Source organism: Lewinella sp. IMCC34191, from assembly GCF_003390935.1.
GTDB lineage: Bacteria > Bacteroidota > Bacteroidia > Chitinophagales > Saprospiraceae > Neolewinella.
Genome location: NZ_QNQZ01000001.1, coordinates 966,647 through 986,846, shown reverse-complemented (window position 1 = coordinate 986,846; position 20,200 = coordinate 966,647). Strand labels below are relative to the sequence as shown.

Sequence of the window (20,200 nt, the reverse complement as noted above, 5' to 3'; positions counted from 1 at the left end):
TTCACAGCTATCTATAACACCTTATGGCCAAAGTCAAAGTTGCCTTCTTCTGTACAAATTGTGGAGCCGAAAGTCCGAAGTGGATGGGGCAGTGTCCGTCCTGTAAAGCCTGGAATACGCTTGTAGAAGAAAAGGTGGTCAAGACCAAAAACGACCGACTGGAGCATAAGCCCGACTGGCGCACCGTCGGCAACGGTACATCGGCCGTCAGCGCCGGCCCGATTGGTCGGGGACCGAAACCCGTACCCCTCAATGAAGTCACCGCCGGAGAAGTCGAACGGATGGTCGCCCCGGACAAGGAGCTCAACCGCGTTCTCGGGGGAGGCATCGTACCCGGCAGCATCGTTCTCTTCGGCGGACAGCCCGGTATCGGTAAGTCGACCTTGCTCCTGCAATTGGCTCTCCGGCTGGGCAAAAGGGTGCTGTATATCAGCGGAGAGGAAAGCGAGGAGCAAATCAAGATGCGGGCGGACCGGCTAGGCGGGTCAACCGAAAACTGCTACCTCCTGACCGAAACGAATACCGATAAGCTGCTTAAACACGCCGCGACGCTTAAGCCAGATCTGCTAATCGCCGATTCCATTCAGACGCTGGCAAGCCCGCACGTGGAAAGCATGGCCGGTACGGTCAGCCAGGTAAGGGAGTGCGCGGCGGAACTGCAGCGTTTCGCCAAGGAAAGCGGCATCCCCGTTTTCCTAATCGGCCACATCACCAAAGAAGGTAGCATCGCGGGACCTAAGCTCCTGGAACACATTGTAGACGCGGTGCTCCAGTTCGAGGGCGATCGCAATTACACCTACCGCATCCTGCGTACCCTGAAGAACCGCTTTGGCTCGACCGACGAGCTGGGAATTTACCAAATGGATGCCAGCGGCTTACGGGAAGTGAGCAATCCCAGCGAATTGCTCCTCAGCGAGCGCGACGAAAACCTATCCGGATCGGCGATCTGTGCGACACTGGAAGGGATGCGGCCCATGTTGATCGAGGTGCAGGCATTGGTCAGCGCGGCGGTCTACGGTAACCCGCAGCGGTCAGCGACCGGATTCGATTTACGCCGGCTTTCGATGTTACTTGCCGTACTCGAGAAACGGGCCGGCCTGTCACTGGGTAACCAGGACGTATTCCTGAATATCGCGGGCGGCCTTCGGGTCGACGATCCCGCCATCGATCTGTCCATCATCGCGGCGCTGCTTTCGTCGGCGCAGGATGTCAGTATTTCCCCGGAGCTGTGTTTTGCCGGTGAGGTAGGGTTGAGCGGGGAAATCCGGGCGGTGACCCGCATCGAGCAGCGGATCCAGGAGGCCGACCGGCTCGGTTTCCGGGGAATCTATGTCAGTAAATATAACGTGAAGGGCCTCGATCCTGACCGCTACAGCATCCGTATACATACCGTTTCCACCGTGCGGGAACTGTACGACGACCTGATTGCTTGACAATTAAAAACCCAGCAACCGTCGGATCAGGGGGCGCTTGTCGATAATTATGCTCGCTTCGCCCCGCAGAAAGGGTTCGGGAGATATCGTAAAACCGGTGCTGGTCACCAGTCCCTGCGGGAAAGAAACGAGCACGGGTACCTTACCGTCCACTGGCACTAGGCCGATCTCATCTATCCGGCCCGCTACCGTTCCGTAGGATAGGGCCGGCCACTTGGGGAATTCAATGACGACGCGCTGGCCGATTTCCAGCCGTCCGCTACCTAACACATCGACTTCCACGCGTCCGAGTGTACTTCCCGCGTTTAGTGGAAAAACGGTCGCCAGCAATTCCCCTTCCGGAACGTGGCTGTCTTCCGTGATGGCCGGATTGAGGACCACCGTTCCGGACACTGGGCTAGTGGTCGTGAAATTGCGATTCCAGGTGGCTACGGCTGCCGCGAGGTCCTCATAGGCCTGGAGGAGCTGTTTACCTGCCTCCTCGGAGCTTCCCTGTTTACCCGAACGGTATGCGTCGATTTGGTTCCGCATCATTTCGATCTCGAAACGGGCGGCCCGCAAATTCGCGTAGTGACTTTGCAAAGCTTCCTCCGCCCTTTCCGCACGGCGGCGGGCGGCGTTGATCCGCTCGGTATAGCGGGTGCCATTGGTGGCAAGTCCTTCCTCCTGCTCGAGCTGGGCACGCGCCAATTCCAGGCTGCGTTGCAGTTCTTCCCCTTCGGCTTGCATGCTCTCCACGCTGCGATCGGCCGTGGTAATTTTTTCCTGTAACTCCCGCGTCGTGTACTGCTCGAGGCGCCGACCCCGGAGGCTGCGGTACAGCTCCTGGCGGTCTAAGAAGGTGTAAACGGCATCTTGTAAACTTCCTAATGTCAAGGTAGTAGGTATCTTGAGGTCGACCAAGTTATCGGCTCTAGCGCTGTCGATGGCAATCAGCTGTTCGTCCACGTACTGCACATGTTCCCACTTCACGGATCCCTGCTTGGCGACTAATATAAATTGTCCGGCCTCTACTTCTTCGCCGTCGGCAACGAGTACCCGCTGGATTTCAATGTCTTGTCGGGCCGCGAGTTGGCGGGGTGGATCCACCGTGGTTAGAAGAAGATCACCGGACACGGTGGTGGGGTAGCTGTAGAAGGAAGCGAGCAGCGTCAGCGACAGGGTCACTGCCGCCAGTACCCAGGTGCCGTTGCGCGTCAGCCAACTTGCCGGGGTGCCGATGATTTCCTCCACCTCCTGTGACCGTTGTACACGCATGGCTAGCTACCGAGCAGGGTTTGATTCTTGACGAGGCGGAAATAGTTGTCCCGCTTTTCCATCAGTTTCTTGTGGCTGCCGTGCTCTACTATCTTACCCTCCTCGACCACGATGATGTGGTCGGCTTGCTCGAAGGTGGAATATCGGTGGGCAACGATCACGATAGTGGATCCGCTGAGGTGCTCGAAGAGATTGTCCATAATGGTTACCTCGGTGAAGGCATCCAGCCCGCTGGTCGGCTCGTCCAGGAAGACGTAACGCGGCTGATGGTAGATCGCCCGCGCCAGCAGGATGCGCTGTTGCTCTCCCTTACTCAGGCTCAGTCCACTCGAGCCTATACGGGTCTGATAACCCTCCGGCAGCCGTTCGATGATCCGCGCGATCTGCGCGACCTGTACCGCGCGAAGGAGCCGGTGCTCATCAACGGCCTCGTCACCGAGAACGATGTTACGGGCCACGGTGTCGCTAAAAATGAAGCCGTCCTGACTCACCACGCCAATGTTGCGGCGCCAGAAGGTCGCATCGATGCGTTGCAGATTGGTTTCGCCCACGAGCACCTCACCACTTTCCGGCTGGTAGAAGCCCAGCAACAGTTTGAGTAGGGTAGACTTACCGCTACCCGATGCCCCTACGATAGCCGTCACCTTGCCGGCGGGGAAGGTGGCGTTCACGCCATCAAGTACCGGTACCGCCGCCGGGGCGCTGTACCGGAAATTAAGATTGCGTACCCGTAGTGTGCCATCGTCCGGTATGACGTGCAGTCGCTTTTCGGTGCCGGCGTACTCGTCCTCTTTGCGGTAGATTTCGTTCATGCGTTCCAGACTGATGGAACTGTCCTGGTAGCCGCGGAAGAACTCGCTGAGGTCTTCAATTGGGCTATTCAGCTGTGCCAGGATGTAGTGGATGGCCACCAAGGCTCCGATGCTGAGCGTGCCGTCCACTACGGCAAGCGCGGCAATGAGGGTGATGCTCAGGTTCTTCAGGGTGTCGAATACGGTTCCGCCCGTCCGCTGCAGTTGTTCCAGTTTGGATAGCCGCAGTTGGGTGCGGTACAGGGAGGCGCGTTTGCGCTCCCAGGCCCAGCGCTTTTGGCGAGCGGCATCGTTCTGCTTGATCTCTTCGATGCCGTCGATGATCTCCATCAACTGCTCTTTGTTTCTCGCGGATTCCTCAAAAAACCGAAAGTCCAGGTCGCGGCGGTATCGCTGCAGATAGGCAACCCATCCGAAGCTCAAAAGGGTACCCAATAGAAAAACCAGGAAGATGGTCAGGTTCCAGAAGGCCAGGATCGTCGCGAAAGCCACGAAATTGAGGAGGTTGAATACCCGCAATACATTCGTACCGGTCATGAAATCACGCAGTCGCTCGTGATCCGTCAGTCGCTGAAAGATGTCCCCTCGGCTGCGGCTATCGAAGAACTCGAGCGGTAGCCGCGTCAGTTTACTAATGTAATCACTCACCAGGCTGACATCCACCCGAGCTCCCACGTGAGTGGTTGCGTACTGTCGGAAGGCGGCGAGTAATACCATCGTGAGCATCAGAACGCCTTGGGCGATTACGACCAACCAGACGAAGTTTGGGTCGTTCAACACGATGCCGAAGTCGACCATGCTCTTGAGCAGGAAGGGCATCGCCAACTGCAGTAACAAGCCCAACACCAGTCCGATCCCTACATTGGTTAGCAGCCTGCCGTAATTCAGCACGTACTGCATAATGTACCGCAGCGTACTCTCGCCGTTGCCGACCCGCTCCCGCTGCCGGAAGGCCGGGGTAGGTTCCAGGACGAGCACATTTCCCTGGTACTGCCCATCCTCCGTTAAGGCCGTCGACCAGCCTTCCACGAAGTGCATCCTATCGTATTCTACCTTTTCAACGGTTGGATCCGGATCGGCCACGTGGAAGATGCCGTCCGTAACCCGATACAGCACGACAAAGTGATCGCCATTCCAGGGAAGGATGCAGGGGAGGGGGATTTCTTCCTCCATCTGCTGCAGGCTGACCGGAAGGGCCAGGGATTGGAGACCAATGCTCTCGGCCCCTTCACTGATACCCAGCAGACTCACGCCCTGGCGACTTAGGCCGGTCCGCTCCCGCATCTGTTCCAGATCGTAATCCTCACCGTGCGCCCGGGCGATCATGCGCAGACAAGCCGCCCCGCAATCCATCTCCTCAAACTGTCGGTAATACGTAAATCCGAGCATCGCGGTAAATATAGCAACTTCGCCGCGCCGTAAACCGTTACCTTTGCTCTGATTTTGGCCGGGCCCTTGAACCCGTGCGAAAAGCGATAATTATGAGCAAATTAGGACGGGTGCTCGTCGCCATGAGCGGCGGTATCGACAGCACCGTAACGGCCATGATCCTGCACGAGCAGGGCTACGAAGTGGTCGGCATCACGATGAAAACCTGGGACTACGCCAACAGCGGCGGTAGCAAGAAGGAAACCGGCTGTTGCAGCCTGGATTCCATCAACGACGCGCGCTCGGTCGCGGTCGAGATGGGTTTCCCCCACTTCATCATCGATATCCGTGACGAGTTCGGCGATCACGTTATCGACAACTTCGTAGACGAGTACATGGCCGGTCGGACGCCCAATCCGTGCGTACTCTGCAACACCCACATCAAGTGGAGTGCCCTGCTGAAGCGTGCCGATGCCATAGACTGCGAGTTCATCGCCACGGGCCACTACGCCCAGCTGCGGCAGACCGATGCCGGCCGCTGGCACGTGCGCAAGAGTGCCGATGACAAAAAAGATCAGAGTTACGTACTCTGGGGACTCAGCCAGGAGTGCATGGCACGCAGCCGCTTCCCTCTCGGTCACATGACCAAGCCGGAAGTACGCCAGCTGGCTTATGACTTCGGTTACGAGGAACTCAGCAAAAAGTCCGAAAGCTTTGAGATCTGCTTCGTCCCGGACAACGACTACCGCGGTTTCCTCAAGCGGCGGCTACCGGAGCTGGAACGGCAGGTGGCCGGTGGACAGTTTGTCGACACTTCGGGAGAGGTGATCGGTACCCACGACGGCTATCCCTTCTATACGATCGGGCAGCGCAAGGGCCTCGGGCAGGCCTTCGGGCAACCCATGTACGTCACCAAAATCGATGCCGACACCAATACCGTCACTCTCGGACCCGTCGATGCCCTGGTCAAGAACGGCATGATGGTCGGTGGCGCCACGCTGCAGAAATACGCCGAGTTGCCCGCCGATGGTATGGAGTTGGTCACCAAGGTCCGCTACAAGGATCGCGGTACGCTCAGTCACGTATCCCAATTCGCTCCGGATCGGATGGAGGTCGAATTTTTCGCCGACGTCCGCGGAGTAGCCCCCGGTCAGAGCGCCGTCTTCTACGAAGGCGACGACGTGGTCGGCGGCGGTTTGATTCACGCGTCCCGTTAAGTCGGGACATCAGGATGAGGCGCCGGGGACCAGCTATCCGACTGATTTCCCCCCCGCAACCCTTACATAAATTTAGGCGGCGGGGCGCAGGTAAAGACCTGATCCGAAAATCGGGAAGCTGTTTAATCCTTCGATCCCCGGTAAAGCTGGTACTTCACGAAGCGGGCTTCCACCGGTCCGTTCATCACGGGTATTTTCCGGCTGCTGCGCAAGCCCACCGATTTGATGGCATCCGGGTTGGCGGAAATGATCCAGGCGGTATATCCCGGCCAGTTGGTCTTGAGGGTATCACCGATTTCCTGGTATAATCCCTCGATGTCGCCCGTTTCCATGCGCATCTCGTAGGGCGGGTTGGTCACGAGGATCTTCTCGGCCTCTGCTATGTGCTGCCCCATAGGGGGAGACAGCTGGCCGAAGGGTGACTCCCGCAACTCCACGGCCCCATCGATCTTCGCCCGCTCGACGGTGGCGCGCGCAACGGCCACGGCGACGCCGTCGATATCGGCGCCCAGGATAGGGTAGGGGGCGGGGCGGATTTGATCGAGGGCGTGCTGTCTGACTTCACTGTAGGCGGCGAGGTCGAAATTCGGCCAGCGCTGGAATCCGAACTCCCGCAATAATCCGGGGGGGCGGCGGGTGGCCAGGGTGGCGGCTTCTACCAGGAAAGTGCCGCTGCCGCACATGGGATCGACAAAAACCTGGTCACCGGTGTATCCGGCCATTTGCAGCAAGCCAGCTGCCAGTACTTCGTTGATCGGTGCCTCTCCGGTACGGCGCCGGTATCCGCGTCGGTGCAGTCCGTCTCCCGAGGTATCGACACTGAGATGGACCTGGCCGCGTCCCGAAATGCGGAGGTGGATACGCAGATCGGGGTTGTTCTTATCGACTCCGGGTCGGGTACCGTACTTGTCCCGAAACTGATCGACGATGGCGTCCTTCGTGAGTTGGGCGATGTAGTGCGTGTTGCGGAACCAGCGTCCGGGATCGACGACGTCCACGATGAGTGTCCCCTCCGGCATCAGGTACTGGCGCCAATTGTTGGCCCGCAGCCGGTCGTACAGCTCCTGTTCATTCCGCACACTAAACTCGTCCATATTAATGAGGACGCGCAGCGCGGTTCGTAATTCGAGATTGGCCCGCATTACGGTCGCCATATCACCGGTCGCCGTTACCACGCGACGTCCGGATTCTACATCCGTCGCCCCGAGTGCGCTTATTTCCCGGGCTAATACATCCTCCAGGCCCGCGAGGGTAGGAAAGGCGAGCTTCATCGAATCAGTCATAACTTCTTTTACGAGGTGGTCAGTCCGTCCCTTCGGTTGTCAGGTCTTCTCCCCAGCGGTACGTATCGTCGAGATCGAAACCCGCCAGATCGAGCACGCGGTCCACAATGGTGCGGACGATGTCTTCCGGTGTCTGCACGTTACTATAAAAGGAGGGAACGGCGGGACAGATTACACCACCGGCCTCGGTGATCGCCGTCATATTTTTCAGGTGGATGAGGCTGTAAGGGGCTTCCCGCGGCACCACGATCAGCCGTCTTCTTTCCTTTAGAATGACATCGGCGGCGCGGGTAATCAGATCATTCGATATTCCGGCTGAAATTCTGGCCATCAAGCCCATACTACAGGGGCAAACAATCATGGTGTCGTACCGCGCACTTCCGGATGCGAAGGGTGCCATGAAATCCCGCTGCCCATAGTAATCGAATGGATAATGCTGCCAATCATCGTTTCCCAGCTCAAATTTCCAATTGTACTTACCGTTTTCAGTAAGTACTACTCCAACATTTTCCCATTTTGATTCTATTTCCTTAAGCCGATCAAATAGAACCTTGGCATACAAAGATCCACTGCTTCCTCCTACGGCAACGACGATGCTTCTTCCTGACATAAAACTTAGCTTGGCTCTTGTTGGTGGCTTACCTTCAATCATATTATCGGCCCGATCAAATATCTCTATGGCCGATAACAGCTACAAAAGTAGTCTCGTGGCCGGTCGGTCGGTTACAAATAGCCCGCCTCCCGACCAATCGGGTGTATTGAATTAAACTCTTAGACCGCTAACGTCGCTTTAGGGTGGAGGTTGCGCAAGCGCTGATCCATTTACCATACTCTTTCGCATTCGTGAGACTATTAGGACTCATTTTGTGGTGTACATCCTTTCTATTCCTGCTAAGCCGGTGCACAGATTCCTCCGGTGAGATGGTAACCGCCGAACTTATCGTGGCCGAAAGATGGTCCGTCGATTCCACTTACTACGCTCTAAATGACAAGCCCACCTTACTCCTGGGCTTTGATCTGCACGGACAACCGATCGATAGCGTGGCCGTCAGGGAACTCATCAAGCAAATGGCCGCCAGCGGTGGGAATTACCTGGGGCTCCCAACCAGGGATTTATCTACCACCCGGGTCAAGGATTACCTGGCCTTAAGCAATGAGTTGGGAATCCTAGTGGATACGGTAGGGGGGAAGTACGACTTCCGTAGCATGGGGAGCATTGCTTCCTTTAACGCGGCGGTGTTAGCGGGTCAGCCGGCTGTGGGTTACCGTCAGCCGGTACAATCCGCACTGAATAGCTTCCGGGCCATCCGCACGGTAGAGCGGCACCTCAATTTTTGGGATCTCCGGACGGACGACCGTATTCTGGGCACTTCCCGTCCGGTGGGCTCGCTCGCGGCGGTAGACTCCCTGCAAAATTACCTTGTCTATGTGGCTGGTAACGGAGCGGTACAACTGAACCTGCTGGACAGTAGCCAGATCGCCCGTCGCGTCACGGTGGTTGGATACCTGGGTACGCAGCGTTCGGAAATTCTTTATCCCCCTTACGACCGAAGCTTTACGCTGCAGTCCAATGAGGAGCGTGGTGGATGGATGATAATCGAACCGCTTGCAGAGTAAGCGGAGCCGCGATTACTTGATCATCGTCAGAAAGGTGGAGAAAAACCAGTTGCTGTCCACCTTAACCAGGGCTGCCAGGGCCGAATCAGCCTTATGACTGTATAGCTTCAGGTCCTTGACCACGGTGCGGAATTCTTCCGCCTCCTCCGATTTGCCCTCGACCCCGGTGAGATCGTCGAGCAGATGGAGCATAGGTTCTAACTCCCGCTTTTTGCGGGCAATGATGATGTTTTTCACCACCTTGGACATATCCTTTTCACCGATAAAGAATTCCTTGCGTTCGCCGGGGATAAGCTTTTTGTGGGCAAGCCCCCATTCCAGCAGCATACGGGTATTCGTATTCACGTTCCCCCGGCTGATTTGGAGTTGCTCCATAATATCGTCCGTGCTAAGGGGTTCGTTGGCGACGAGCAAAAGGGCGTGTATCTGCGCCATCGTACGGGTGACCCCCCACGAACTACCAAGCGTTCCCCACGCCTCTATAAATTTCTCTTTTCCCTCTTGTAGTTCCATTGATATTCAAAGAAGTATTGCCGTGAATAGGTTTACGTTCCAGCGCTTTGGCTGTTAACGAAAAACCCCGGCGGCGCGTGCCAACCGGGGTTTTCCATAACAGTTGCGGATGGTCTACATCATACCGCCCATGCCGCCGGGCATGCCGCCTCCACCGTGGGAGTGGCCGCCCATAGCACCTTCGGGCTCGGGCATGTCGTTGATGACACACTCGGTCGTCAGGACCATTCCGGCAATCGAGCTAGCGTTCTCGAGAGCGATACGTGTCACCTTGGTGGGGTCGATCACACCGGCCGCTTTCAGGTCTTCGTACTCACCGGTGCGGGCGTTGTAGCCGTAGCTGCCGGTGTTGGTACGTACGCTCTGCAGCACTACGCTACCTTCCACGCCTGCGTTGTCGACGATGGTACGGAGGGGAGCTTCCAGCGCCTTGCGGACGATCGCGATACCGATCTTCTGGTCTTCGTTCTCGCCTTCCAGACCGTCCAGACTATCGATGGCACGGACAAGGGCGACGCCACCACCGGCCACGATGCCTTCCTCGACGGCGGCACGGGTAGCGTGAAGGGCGTCATCGACGCGGTCTTTCTTCTCCTTCATTTCCACTTCGGTAGCGGCACCGACGTAGAGTACGGCTACACCACCGGCCAACTTTGCCAGACGCTCCTGGAGCTTCTCACGATCGTAGTCGGAAGTAGTAGTTTCGATCTGCTGCTTGATCTGATTAACACGGTTGTTGATCTGATCGTCAGAACCGGCACCGTTTACGATGGTGGTGTTGTCCTTGTCGACGGTGATCTTCTCCGCGGAACCGAGCAGGTCGAGCGAGGTTTGGTCGAGCTTGTAGCCCTTCTCTTCGCTGATGACGGTACCACCGGTCAGAACGGCGATATCTTCCAACATGGCTTTGCGACGGTCACCGAAACCGGGAGCCTTAACGGCAACGACCTTTAGCTGGGCGCGGAGACGGTTGACAACCAAGACACCAAGTGCCTGGCTTTCAATGTCCTCGGCGATGATCAGCAGCGGGCGACCGCTTTGGATTACCTGCTCGAGGATGGGTACGATATCCTGCATGTTGCTGATCTTCTTGTCGTGGATCAGCACGTAGGGATTTTCATACTCGGTGGTCATGTTCTCCGTATCGGTGACGAAGTAGGGGCTCAGGTATCCGCGGTCAAACTGCATACCCATTACCTCATCGACGTAGGTATCGGTACCCTTAGCCTCTTCTACGGTAATGACACCGTCTTTGCTGACGCGCTTCATGGCGTCGGCGATCAGGCTACCGATCTCGTTGTCGTTGTTGGCCGAGATAGCAGCTACCTGCTGGATCTTGCCGAAGTCATCCCCGACAACTTCACTCTGGGTCTTCAGGTGCTCGATGACCTTCTTGGTAGCGAGGTCGATACCACGCTTGAGGTCCATCGGGTTGGCACCGGCGGTTACGTTTTTCAGTCCGGCTTGGATCATGGCCTGGGCCAGTACCGTAGCGGTGGTCGTACCGTCACCGGCGATATCGGCGGTCTTGCTGGCAACTTCTTTGACCATCTGGGCGCCCATATTGGCGACCGGGTCTTCCAGTTCGACTTCCTTAGCGACGGTTACACCGTCTTTGGTGACCTGCGGGGCACCGAATGATTTTTGAATAACGACGTTGCGTCCCTTCGGTCCGAGGGTCACTTTTACGGCGTTCGCGAGGGCGTCAACGCCACTCCGCAATTTTTCGCGGGCTACGCGATCAAAGCTAATATCCTTAGCCATAGTTGTTTAATATTTTATGGTGGTTAAATGCAATTGCTGGTGGCTACCCTAAAGGATAACCAGGATGTCGTCCTCCCGCATGATGAGCAGGTCCTGACCGTCGTGCTTGAGCTCCTGGCCGGCGTACTTGCCATAAAGGACAATGTCGCCTACGCTTACGGTCATGGCGTTACCCTCTTTTCCCGGTCCGACGGCGATAACTTCGCCGCGCTGGGGCTTCTCCTTGGCGGTATCGGGGACGATGATGCCCCCGCTGGTTTTTTCTTCTGCGGGAGCGGGCTTGACCACTACTCGATCGTTGATCGGCTTCATGTATGGTATGTTTTGATTGAAATAATTGGTTTGTTCTCTGTGGCCGTACTGACGACCACACCCAAGTCGCTACGAACTCCATGCCAGCCCGCGCCGGGCGTCAAAATGTCAGAAGGTGGACAGATACGCCGCCGGCAGGTGACAATGCGGCGAGTATACACATCGAAGCAGCCGGCTGCCAGCTTACCGATTTTGCCTACTTTTGGGCCCTTAATCAACCCCCCCGTATGGCCACCGAGAACGCAATCACCGTTGATGTCGACGTTGCAAAGAATTTAGGACTTACCGCCGAAGAGTATGACCGGATCGTGGAGATCATGGGACGTACTCCGAATTTTAATGAGTTGAGCATCTTTTCGGTGATGTGGTCCGAGCACTGCTCCTACAAAAACTCCATCATGTGGCTGAAGACGCTGCCCCGGGATGGCGAGCGGCTGTTAGTCGGTGCCGGTGAGGAAAATGCCGGGCTGGTGGATATCGGAGCCGGTTTGGCCTGCGCCTTTAAGATCGAGAGTCATAACCACCCGTCCGCCATCGAACCCTATCAGGGCGCGGCTACCGGGGTGGGGGGCATCCACCGGGATATCTTTACCATGGGTGCACGCCCGATTGCCTCCCTCAATAGTCTGCGCTTCGGTGATCCTTCCCTGGCACACACCAAGCACCTGGTCGCCGGAGTGGTCAAGGGTATCGGTGATTACGGCAATTGCTTCGGCGTCCCCGTCGTGGGCGGCGAGGTGTATTTCCACCCCAGTTACAACCAAAACATCCTCGTTAACGCCATGTCGGTCGGCGTAGTGAAAGTAGGCGAGACGGTTTCCGCGTCCGCCGACGGGCCGGGCAATCCGGTTTTTATCGTAGGGTCCGCTACCGGTAAGGACGGCATCCACGGAGCCACCTTCGCATCTGCCGACCTGACCGAAGACAGTGCCGATGACCTGCCGGCCGTCCAGGTAGGGGATCCCTTCCAGGAAAAGTTATTGCTGGAAGCCAGTCTCGAAGTCATCGCCACGGGGGCCGTGGTCGGAATGCAGGATATGGGCGCGGCGGGTATTACGTGCTCCACATCGGAGATGAGCGCCAAGTCCGGGACGGGCATGCGCATCGACCTGGATAAGGTGCCCACGCGACAGGCTGACATGAAACCCTGGGAAATCCTCCTCAGCGAGAGCCAGGAACGGATGCTGATCGTCTGTGAAAAGGGGCGGGAGTCCGAGCTACTGGCCGTATTCGACAAATGGGACCTGGAGTGCGAGCAAATCGGGGAGGTAACCGACACCGGCCGACTGGAATTCTACGCCGACGGTGAACTGGTTGCCGACGTTCCGAGCGAGCCCCTCGTCCTTGGCGGGGGCGCACCCGTTTACGAGCGGGAGACGCGCCGTCCGGCTTACCTTGACCGAGTCGAAGCATTCAACATAGATGACGTTGAAGTTCCTTCTGACCTGCGCTCCGTCGCCGAAAAATTGTTTAAAGCGCCGAGCCTGGTGAGCAAGCACTGGATCACGGATCAGTACGACGGTACGGTACGTACCAACAGCGTCACGGAGGTCAACCCCTCCGACGCCGGACTGGTGCGCCTGAAGGGGACCGACAAGGCCCTGGCCGTGACGACGGACTGCAACAGCGCTTACGTCTACGCCGACCCCTACGTGGGTACCATGATCGCGGTAGCCGAGGCTGCCCGTAATATCGTCTGCTCGGGCGGCGAGCCGGTAGCCATCACCAACTGCCTGAACTTCGGCAACCCCTACAATCCCGAGGCATTCTACCAGTTCGTAAACGCGATCAAGGGAATGGGTGAGGCCTGCCGGGCCTTTAATACGCCCGTTACCGGCGGGAATGTCAGTTTCTATAATCAGTCGCAGTACGAAGGTGGACGGATCGAGCCGGTGTACCCGACGCCGACGATCGGCATGCTCGGAATTGTCGACAACATCAAGCGGACCATGTCGCTGGACTTCAAGGAGCAGGACGACGTCATCTATCTGGTCGGCGATAGCAAAGAAGACCTGGGGTCTTCCGAATACCTGCGGGCGATACACGACATCGAGTACAGTTCGGTTCCTTATTTCGATCTGGAGCAGGAGCAGAAACTACACGCCGCCATCCTGGAGGCCATCCGCGGTCAGCACGTCAAGAGTGCCCACGACGTAAGCGACGGCGGGTTATTCCAGTCGCTAGCCGAATCCGCCATTGCCGGTGGACACGGATTCTCCATCGAAACGGACGAGCAGATCCGCAAGGATGCCTTCTTATTCGGCGAAGCGCAGGGCCGCGTGGTCGTGACCGCCGACGAATCGCAGACCGGAGAGTTGGAGGAACTGCTGCACCACCACGGTGTCGGCTTCCGCGTGCTCGGACGCGTGGAGGGCGACGACTTTACGGTAGACGGGGAGGACTGGGGGAACCTGATCGCCTGGGAGATGCGCCACAACGACACCCTGGCTACTATCCTGGAGGGATAATTCAACTAAGCCGGGCAACTACGCTTTTTCTAACAAACCCTTTGCCATGCGGTACCTTGTCTTCAGTTGTCTCCTGGTTCTGTTTTCCGCCTGCGCCTCGGAAACCGATGGCGGTCTGACGATCGACGTACACCTCGCCGACGCCGCCGGACTGTCGGCTAACCTGGACCGGATCGTTCTTGGCGGGGAGAAAGAAATGCTGAAAAGTGCCTCCATCGATCAGAATGGCGATTTCACCTTCGAATTCGCCGAGCCCCTGAGAGACGGACTGTACCAGGTGCGGGTGGGGGCGCAGAAGGCTACGCTCGCGCTGAGCAGCGATGACAACCAGGTAGAGATCGACGGCGAACTCGGCACATTTGGCAGTTATGATTTCTCCGTCACCGGATCCGAGAGCGCGGAAGAAACCGTCGAAACCGTTCGCCAAATAGCGGAGGTCCGTGGGCTGGAAGCACTGGAAGACAAAATCGACGGCATAGAGAATGACTACGTAGCCGCCTACGTGACCTTCAACAGTTTGCTACGCGCGGGGGAACAGGGCCTGCCGATACACGAGCGGGTTCTTGCCCGCCTGGCGCCGGACGACCCCAACCGAATGACCTACGCACAGTACGTCGACCAGGTCCGCCAACAGGTCAACTTTCAAAAGAGCCAGGAGCAGATTCAACCGGGTAAACCCGCTCCGGATCTGACGCTAACCGATCCGGACGGGGAAACGGTGACGCTATCCGATCTTCGCGGTCAGGTGGTGCTGCTGGACTTCTGGGCGGCCTGGTGCGGTCCGTGCCGGCGGGAGAATCCGAACGTTGTCAAAGTGTACAATCGCTACAAAGACCAGGGCTTCACGATCTTCAGTGTCAGTCTGGACGGTATCGATGACCGGCAGGCGCAACGGCTCACCCCGGAGCAACTGGAAACCGCGCGCGAGAATCAGCGGCAGAAGTGGGTAGCGGCGATCGAACAGGATGGCTTGACCTGGGATAATCACGGCAGCGAATTACGGAAATGGAGTAGCGATGCCACCGCTAAGTACGGGGTACGGGCTATCCCGGCCACCTTCCTGATTGACCGCGAGGGAAACATTGCCGAGGTCGGACTGAGGGGAGCTTCCGCCATTGAACAGGCCTTACAGAAGGTCCTTTAAATAAAGTCAGTTCCTCCGCTGAGCACGACCGGGTAGCACTCGGCCGTAATTCCGAATCTCTCGTCGTACGCTTCTTTTACGTCGCGGGTGAAATCCTGCACGCGGTCGTTGCGGATGAGGTTGATCGTACAGCCGCCGAAACCACCACCCATGATCCTCGCACCGGCAACTCCGGAATAGTCTTGGGCGAACGATTGCAGGAAGTCGACTTCCGCGCAACTCACCTCGTAGAGATCGCGTAGACCGGCGTGGGTCGCATTCAGGAGATTACCCATTTCCGTGCTGCTACCGGCCTCCAGGGCCATGACCGCCCGTCCTACGCGTCGATTCTCCTCCACCACGTAGGTAGCGCGTTTGCGCACCGTGTCGTCCAGGCGCTCGCTGACCGACTGAAGCTGGTCGGGTAGGGTAGCACTCAGGTGGGTTACCCGGGGAAATTCGGATTGGATGACCTCAAGGGCCTGCTGACATTCCGCAACCCGTTGGCCGTAAGCCCCGTCGCTCAGGTTATGGGATACCATGGAGTTCACCAGCAGGAAACCGTAACCATCCAGGGCGTTCTTAACGGGCTCCGACGACAGTGTTTGGCAGTTCAGGATGATGGGTCCGGCTGTCGAGCCGTTCAGGCTGGCGAACTGGTCCATTATACCGGAGGGAATACCCAGGTAGGTATTGCTGGATCGCTTGCAGAGCGCCGCTAGCGCGGGCCGACTGAGCTTGGTGTTCAGTAATTCATTCAGGAGGAAAGCCATGCCCCCTTCGAGCGCTGCCGAACTACTCATGCCCGAACCGCGGGGAAGATCGCCTCCAAAAACGATTTCCAGTCCGGGAAGAAATTGCCCCTGATCCTGGTATTGTACGCCGATCCCGGCGAGGTAATCGGCCCAGAGCGTCCCGGTTCGACCGCCTAGGGGCAGGGGAAGGGTAATCTGCTCGTTCAGATCTACGGCGTGCAGCCGCCATTCCGGTGCCTCGATCGTTCGGGCGAGGAAGTAAATCGCGAAATTGATGGCAGCGGGCATCACCAAGCCACCCGTATAATCAATGTGCTCGCCGATGATATTGACCCGACCCGGTGACCGCAGACAAAACCTCCATTCCGCCGGTGTGCTGTTAAATTCATTGGTGAGGTATTCGGTGAGGTGGGCGGGTAGTGGAACGGTCATTATTCGGTTTCATCCATCGTATGGAAAACGTTGGCTACGTCGTCGTCTTCCTCGAGCATGTCGATGAGTTTGATGACCGCTTCCGCTTCCGTGTCGGATAGGGTTTTAGTGTGGGTGGGTATGCGGACGAGTTCGGCATTATCTACGTTGATTTTGCGCTCCTCCAGTTCGGTTTGAAAGCTTCCGAAGTCTTCGAAGGCGGTGTAGAAGACCAGTTCGTCTTCTTCCTGCTCGATGCTTTCCAGTCCGGCATCGATCAACTCCAGTTCAATTTCCTCCAGGTCACCCTTCAGGGCATCCCGCTTCACGCGGAATTGCCCCTTGCGCTCAAACATATAGTCGACCGAACCATTGACGCCGAGGTTACCGCCGTACTTGCTGAAGACGTGGCGAATATTGGCGACGGTGCGGTTGTTATTGTCCGTGGTCGCGTCTACAAAGACGGCAACGCCGTGCGGTGCGTAGCCTTCGAAGCTGACCTCATCGTAATCCGCCGCGTCCTTGTCCGTGGCGCGCTTGATGGCGGCATCCACGTTGGCCTTGGGCATGTTGACTGCCTTGGCATTCGCGATGGCCAGGCGGAGACGGGGATTATAGTCCGGATCGGCGCCGCCCTCCTTGATGGCGATGTTAATCTCGCGGGTAACTTTCGTGAAGGCTTTGGCCATGCCGGCCCAGCGCTTCATCTTTCTGGCTTTACGGTATTCAAATGCTCTTCCCATGCCTATGCAATTTGCGACAAATATACATTGTTCGGTTATTGCCAGATAAGGACCGGATAGAATGGATTAGAAAGCGGAATACCTTATTGCCCGGAGGTTTCCAGTACTTCGCTCGGTAGACTGCCAAAGTGCCCCCGAAAATTCTTGGCAAAGTAGGACAGGTTGGTATAGCCAACGGCATAGGCAATTTCGGATACGGTTCCCGCCCGTTTCTCCAGTAGGCGAAAGGCTTCGTGTAACCGCATCTCATTGATCAGCTTGTTGGGAGTTTTGCCGGTGAGCGCCTTCAGTTTACGAGTGAGTTGCGACCGGCTATAACCCACCTGCCGGGAGAGAAAATCGACGGATAGGCTTTCCTCAGCAAGATGCTCCTTAATATACCCGACTACCTGCTGAACGAACTGATCCTCAATGGATCGCCGGTCGAAATCCGGCAGCAGGGAGAGATCGAGCTTGGTGAAGTGTTTCCAGAGCCGTTCCCGGGCATCTAGCAAATTCTTTACCCTTAATCGTAATTCTTTCGGATTGAATGGTTTAGTGAGGTAATCATCCGCGCCCAGATTAAGGCCCGCTATCGTCGAATCCTGCCCGGCCTTGGCGGTCAGCAGGATGATGGGGATATGGCTGGTTTTGGGATTTCGCTTGAGAGAATGGCACAGCGCGTAGCCATCCTTGCCGGGCATCATTATGTCGCTGACGATTAGATCCGGAAGGTGTTCCAGGGCCATCCGCTCACCGGCGTCCCCGTCGGATGCGTACAGTATCCGATGGGCATCAAAAAGGGTGCTCCCGATAAAATCGCGCAGATCCTCGCTGTCCTCGACGATGAGTACCATGGTGTCGTGACGAAGCACTTCACCCGGCGGTTGGACCTTCCGGTGAGTTGGGAGCGGGCCGGGGGTTACGGTTTTCGTAACCGGGCTCCCACTTTCGAACTCCGCGGCCATCACGGATTGCGGAAGTTTTGCCAGGGCAAACGGCAGGCGCAGTCGGAAAGTGGTGCCCTTGCCGACTTCACTTCTGACGGAGATCGTCCCTCCGTAGGCGTCTACCAGCTCCTTGGTTAGGGCAAGGCCGATACCTGACCCTTCCTCTCCCGTTCCCTCGACCCGGTAAAACCGATCGAAGATGAGTCCGAGGTCAGCGGCGGGAATGCCGGGACCGTCGTCCGTAACCTCTATGATGTAGTATTCCGCCTCGATACTCATGCGGACGGAGACCCTTCCCCGTTCGGGTGCGTATTTAATGGCATTGGCGAGCAGGTTGACGAATACGGTTTCCAGCTTATCGGCATCGTAGAAGGCATCCTGTCTTTCGTCGGGAAAGCAGGTATCGAGGCTGACGTTATTCTGTTCGGCGAGGCTGGAAAAGGACAGGGCCAGTTTGCGAACGTACCCTACCAGGCCACCGCGGCGAAGTTTCAGGAAAACCATACCGCTTTCCAACCGGCTCAGGGACAGCAATTGCTCCACTAGTTTGCGTAGGCGATCCACACCGGAATGCATGATTTCCACTTCCCTTCCCGACAGCGCCACCGGCCCGTTGCGTGGTTCCGATTCCCTGCGGTCGCAGGCCATTTCCAGCGGCCCGGAGATCAGCGTCAGCGGCGTGCGGAATTCATGACTGACATTGGCAAAGAAACGGGCTTTCACTTCTTCCAGGTCTTTCATGCGGGCCACCTCGTTACGATCGCTCAGGGCTAGAAGTTCCGCGGCTCGCTGTTCGATCCGTTGCCGGTAGCGACGGTAGGCGAGGCCCAGCGAATACACCAGAATCTGTAGAATGATGGAGAGGGCATAAGGATCGATCGGGACCCGGATCAGGCGCAAGGACCATAAGACACCAACGAGAATAGTGGCACATCCCAACACCGCGCCCGCACCAAAAATTTTTGCCAGGGGTTTTGGTTTGATGAGTAGGGCAATCGCGATTCCGATCCCGCAGACCGCGAAAAGACCAAGCGCCTCGTAATGCCAGCCGAAAATCGTCATGAAGACATTGGGCCTGGCTACCTGTAGGTAGACTATCCCGCCGACAATAACCAGGACCATCAGCAAAGGCTGGGTTAGAATTAGTTTATCAAGGTTGGGATACAAGCGTTTTGATTCCAGAAATGCCCTTCCAAAAAGCCAAAAGGTAAAAAGCATCCCATTGGGAATAATGAGCCACAAGATTAGACGTCCATCCGTTCCGTTCAACCCTAACCAAAAGGCCGGCTCTAGACCGATGGTCATTCCCTGTGTCAGCGTGCAGAATAATAACCAAAGCGAATACCAGCCGTATACGGGTTCGCCGAGGAAGGCAAACAACAGCAAGTGGTACACTAGAATGATAAAGGTTACGCCGAAAAGGAAGGTGTTAAAAAAGTTGCCTACCGGCAAATAGGGCTGATACTCCTGAAAGCCGCTTGCACGGGCTACGACGTTGAAAAATGGAAAGATGCCGTAGCTATTTCCCTCAATACGTAAATACAGCTGTATCAGGGTGTCTGCCGGTGAGTCCAGACGAACCCTATCGTACTGTCGACGGCCGGTCAGGTCCCGCTGGGATGGGGCCAAATCGGCCCCCGTTACGCGGTGCCACAGCAAACGGTTGCCTAGCATCGCCCAGACGTCGACTCGTCCGTTCCCGCGAATCCAGGCCGTATCATCGAAGAGCCTGTCCTCGAGTTGCAGTTGCCAGCCAGCCAGCGTATCGGTTACCCGCAGATAAAGCCGGGCGTAGTAGACCTGGTCATAGTCCGCCCACCCCTCGAGTTCCCGGAGCGGAAACCACGGTAGGGTAGTATCCTGAATCAGCTGGTGTGTGGTAAGATTTCCTTCCGGGCTCGGTAATATTTCCAGGTAATCATCAAGGGGATGCACCGGATACTGAGGGTCGAGGGTGTAGGTTTCCTGGGCGAACAGGGGTGAATGTAACTGGATCAGTAAAATCCATAACCACGCGGACCGGTGTGAGAATTTACCGACGCGGGCTTCCGTCTTCGAACCCGGGGAAATGGTTACGAGACGATCCTTTCGACTTGCGTGAACAGTATGCATCACTGGTGAGCGTAGGGTTAAGATAGTACATGTTCGCACACTGTCCGGGAACGCATACCTACAAGTGGCCCGGCGGTGCCAAT

Annotated in this window: 15 protein-coding genes; 5 read left to right on the top strand and 10 right to left on the bottom strand. The window is 57.0% G+C overall.

The genetic code is table 11. The features are described from left to right. The first annotated feature begins 23 nt into the window (after positions 1-23). On the top strand, positions 24-1,433 hold the full coding sequence (radA, locus tag DRW39_RS03935) for a DNA repair protein RadA (RefSeq protein ID WP_116105656.1): 1,410 nt from the start codon (positions 24-26) through the stop codon (positions 1,431-1,433). Between the two features lie 3 nt (positions 1,434-1,436). Here radA and DRW39_RS03930 read toward each other — a convergent pair whose 3' ends face one another. Further along, on the bottom strand, positions 1,437-2,690 hold the full coding sequence (locus tag DRW39_RS03930; protein ID WP_116105655.1) for an HlyD family efflux transporter periplasmic adaptor subunit: 1,254 nt from the start codon (positions 2,688-2,690) through the stop codon (positions 1,437-1,439). A gap of 2 nt (positions 2,691-2,692) precedes the next feature. Beyond that, positions 2,693-4,891 (bottom strand): peptidase domain-containing ABC transporter, encoded by a 2,199-nt coding sequence (locus DRW39_RS03925; protein WP_116105654.1) that lies wholly within the window; start codon positions 4,889-4,891, stop codon positions 2,693-2,695. Positions 4,892-4,983: 92 nt separating this feature from the next. Here DRW39_RS03925 and mnmA point away from each other — a divergent pair, with 92 nt between their 5' ends. After that, entirely contained in the window at positions 4,984-6,087 is a 1,104-nt protein-coding gene (mnmA, locus tag DRW39_RS03920; RefSeq protein ID WP_116105653.1) for a tRNA 2-thiouridine(34) synthase MnmA, read from the top strand. Between the two features lie 122 nt (positions 6,088-6,209). On the opposite strand, the gene DRW39_RS03915 is transcribed toward mnmA, so the two are convergent. Both DRW39_RS03915 and DRW39_RS03910 read right to left on the bottom strand, forming a co-directional pair. Beyond that, entirely contained in the window at positions 6,210-7,370 is a 1,161-nt protein-coding gene (locus DRW39_RS03915; RefSeq protein ID WP_116105652.1) for a class I SAM-dependent RNA methyltransferase, read from the bottom strand. A 19-nt stretch (positions 7,371-7,389) separates the two neighbouring features. Beyond that, a complete protein-coding gene (locus DRW39_RS03910; protein ID WP_116105651.1) occupies positions 7,390-7,980 on the bottom strand; it encodes a UbiX family flavin prenyltransferase in 591 nt (196 codons plus the stop codon). 311 nt (positions 7,981-8,291) lie between these two features. On the opposite strand from DRW39_RS03910, the gene DRW39_RS03905 reads away from it, so the two are divergent. Then, positions 8,292-8,987, top strand: a complete 696-nt coding sequence (locus tag DRW39_RS03905) for a hypothetical protein (protein ID WP_116105650.1) — start codon at positions 8,292-8,294, stop codon at positions 8,985-8,987. Between the two features lie 12 nt (positions 8,988-8,999). On the opposite strand, the gene DRW39_RS03900 is transcribed toward DRW39_RS03905, so the two are convergent. The 3 genes from DRW39_RS03900 to groES all read right to left on the bottom strand — a co-directional run bounded on the left by DRW39_RS03900 (position 9,000) and on the right by groES (position 11,576). Beyond that, positions 9,000-9,500 (bottom strand): GbsR/MarR family transcriptional regulator, encoded by a 501-nt coding sequence (locus tag DRW39_RS03900; RefSeq protein ID WP_116105649.1) that lies wholly within the window; start codon positions 9,498-9,500, stop codon positions 9,000-9,002. 114 nt (positions 9,501-9,614) lie between these two features. Beyond that, a complete protein-coding gene (gene groL / locus DRW39_RS03895; RefSeq protein WP_116105648.1) occupies positions 9,615-11,264 on the bottom strand; it encodes a chaperonin GroEL in 1,650 nt (549 codons plus the stop codon). 48 nt (positions 11,265-11,312) lie between these two features. Next, positions 11,313-11,576 carry a co-chaperone GroES gene (groES, locus tag DRW39_RS03890; protein WP_116105647.1) on the bottom strand — a complete coding sequence of 88 codons (264 nt, stop codon included), beginning with the start codon at positions 11,574-11,576 and terminating at the stop codon, positions 11,313-11,315. Between the two features lie 227 nt (positions 11,577-11,803). Here groES and purL point away from each other — a divergent pair, with 227 nt between their 5' ends. Beyond that, a complete protein-coding gene (gene purL / locus DRW39_RS03885; RefSeq protein ID WP_116105646.1) occupies positions 11,804-14,044 on the top strand; it encodes a phosphoribosylformylglycinamidine synthase subunit PurL in 2,241 nt (746 codons plus the stop codon). 46 nt (positions 14,045-14,090) lie between these two features. After that, positions 14,091-15,188 carry a peroxiredoxin family protein gene (locus DRW39_RS03880; protein WP_116105645.1) on the top strand — a complete coding sequence of 366 codons (1,098 nt, stop codon included), beginning with the start codon at positions 14,091-14,093 and terminating at the stop codon, positions 15,186-15,188. Here the strand turns inward: DRW39_RS03880 and galK are convergent. From galK to DRW39_RS03865, 3 genes are all read right to left on the bottom strand, one after another. Continuing rightward, positions 15,185-16,354: a galactokinase gene (galK, locus tag DRW39_RS03875; RefSeq protein ID WP_116105644.1), complete on the bottom strand. Its 1,170-nt coding sequence runs from the start codon at positions 16,352-16,354 to the stop codon at positions 15,185-15,187. The genes DRW39_RS03880 and galK overlap by 4 nt on opposite strands. Beyond that, positions 16,354-17,076 carry a YebC/PmpR family DNA-binding transcriptional regulator gene (locus DRW39_RS03870; RefSeq protein ID WP_116105643.1) on the bottom strand — a complete coding sequence of 241 codons (723 nt, stop codon included), beginning with the start codon at positions 17,074-17,076 and terminating at the stop codon, positions 16,354-16,356. The genes galK and DRW39_RS03870 overlap by 1 nt, the downstream gene beginning before the upstream one ends. An 83-nt stretch (positions 17,077-17,159) precedes the next feature. Then, positions 17,160-20,117: an ATP-binding protein gene (locus tag DRW39_RS03865; protein ID WP_198664780.1), complete on the bottom strand. Its 2,958-nt coding sequence runs from the start codon at positions 20,115-20,117 to the stop codon at positions 17,160-17,162. Positions 20,118-20,200: the final 83 nt, after the last annotated feature.

What these genes read in the sequence shown, in the direction of transcription:
- radA (WP_116105656.1), top strand. Translation starts at nt 24, where the DNA reads ATGGCCAAAGTCAAAGTTGCCTTCTTCTGTACAAATTGTGGAGCCGAA.
- DRW39_RS03930 (WP_116105655.1), bottom strand. Translation starts at nt 2,690, where the DNA reads ATGCGTGTACAACGGTCACAGGAGGTGGAGGAAATCATCGGCACCCCG.
- DRW39_RS03925 (WP_116105654.1), bottom strand. Translation starts at nt 4,891, where the DNA reads ATGCTCGGATTTACGTATTACCGACAGTTTGAGGAGATGGATTGCGGG.
- mnmA (WP_116105653.1), top strand. Translation starts at nt 4,984, where the DNA reads ATGAGCAAATTAGGACGGGTGCTCGTCGCCATGAGCGGCGGTATCGAC.
- DRW39_RS03915 (WP_116105652.1), bottom strand. Translation starts at nt 7,370, where the DNA reads ATGACTGATTCGATGAAGCTCGCCTTTCCTACCCTCGCGGGCCTGGAG.
- DRW39_RS03910 (WP_116105651.1), bottom strand. Translation starts at nt 7,980, where the DNA reads ATGTCAGGAAGAAGCATCGTCGTTGCCGTAGGAGGAAGCAGTGGATCT.
- DRW39_RS03905 (WP_116105650.1), top strand. Translation starts at nt 8,292, where the DNA reads ATGGTAACCGCCGAACTTATCGTGGCCGAAAGATGGTCCGTCGATTCC.
- DRW39_RS03900 (WP_116105649.1), bottom strand. Translation starts at nt 9,500, where the DNA reads ATGGAACTACAAGAGGGAAAAGAGAAATTTATAGAGGCGTGGGGAACG.
- groL (WP_116105648.1), bottom strand. Translation starts at nt 11,264, where the DNA reads ATGGCTAAGGATATTAGCTTTGATCGCGTAGCCCGCGAAAAATTGCGG.
- groES (WP_116105647.1), bottom strand. Translation starts at nt 11,576, where the DNA reads ATGAAGCCGATCAACGATCGAGTAGTGGTCAAGCCCGCTCCCGCAGAA.
- purL (WP_116105646.1), top strand. Translation starts at nt 11,804, where the DNA reads ATGGCCACCGAGAACGCAATCACCGTTGATGTCGACGTTGCAAAGAAT.
- DRW39_RS03880 (WP_116105645.1), top strand. Translation starts at nt 14,091, where the DNA reads ATGCGGTACCTTGTCTTCAGTTGTCTCCTGGTTCTGTTTTCCGCCTGC.
- galK (WP_116105644.1), bottom strand. Translation starts at nt 16,354, where the DNA reads ATGACCGTTCCACTACCCGCCCACCTCACCGAATACCTCACCAATGAA.
- DRW39_RS03870 (WP_116105643.1), bottom strand. Translation starts at nt 17,076, where the DNA reads ATGGGAAGAGCATTTGAATACCGTAAAGCCAGAAAGATGAAGCGCTGG.
- DRW39_RS03865 (WP_198664780.1), bottom strand. Translation starts at nt 20,117, where the DNA reads ATGCATACTGTTCACGCAAGTCGAAAGGATCGTCTCGTAACCATTTCC.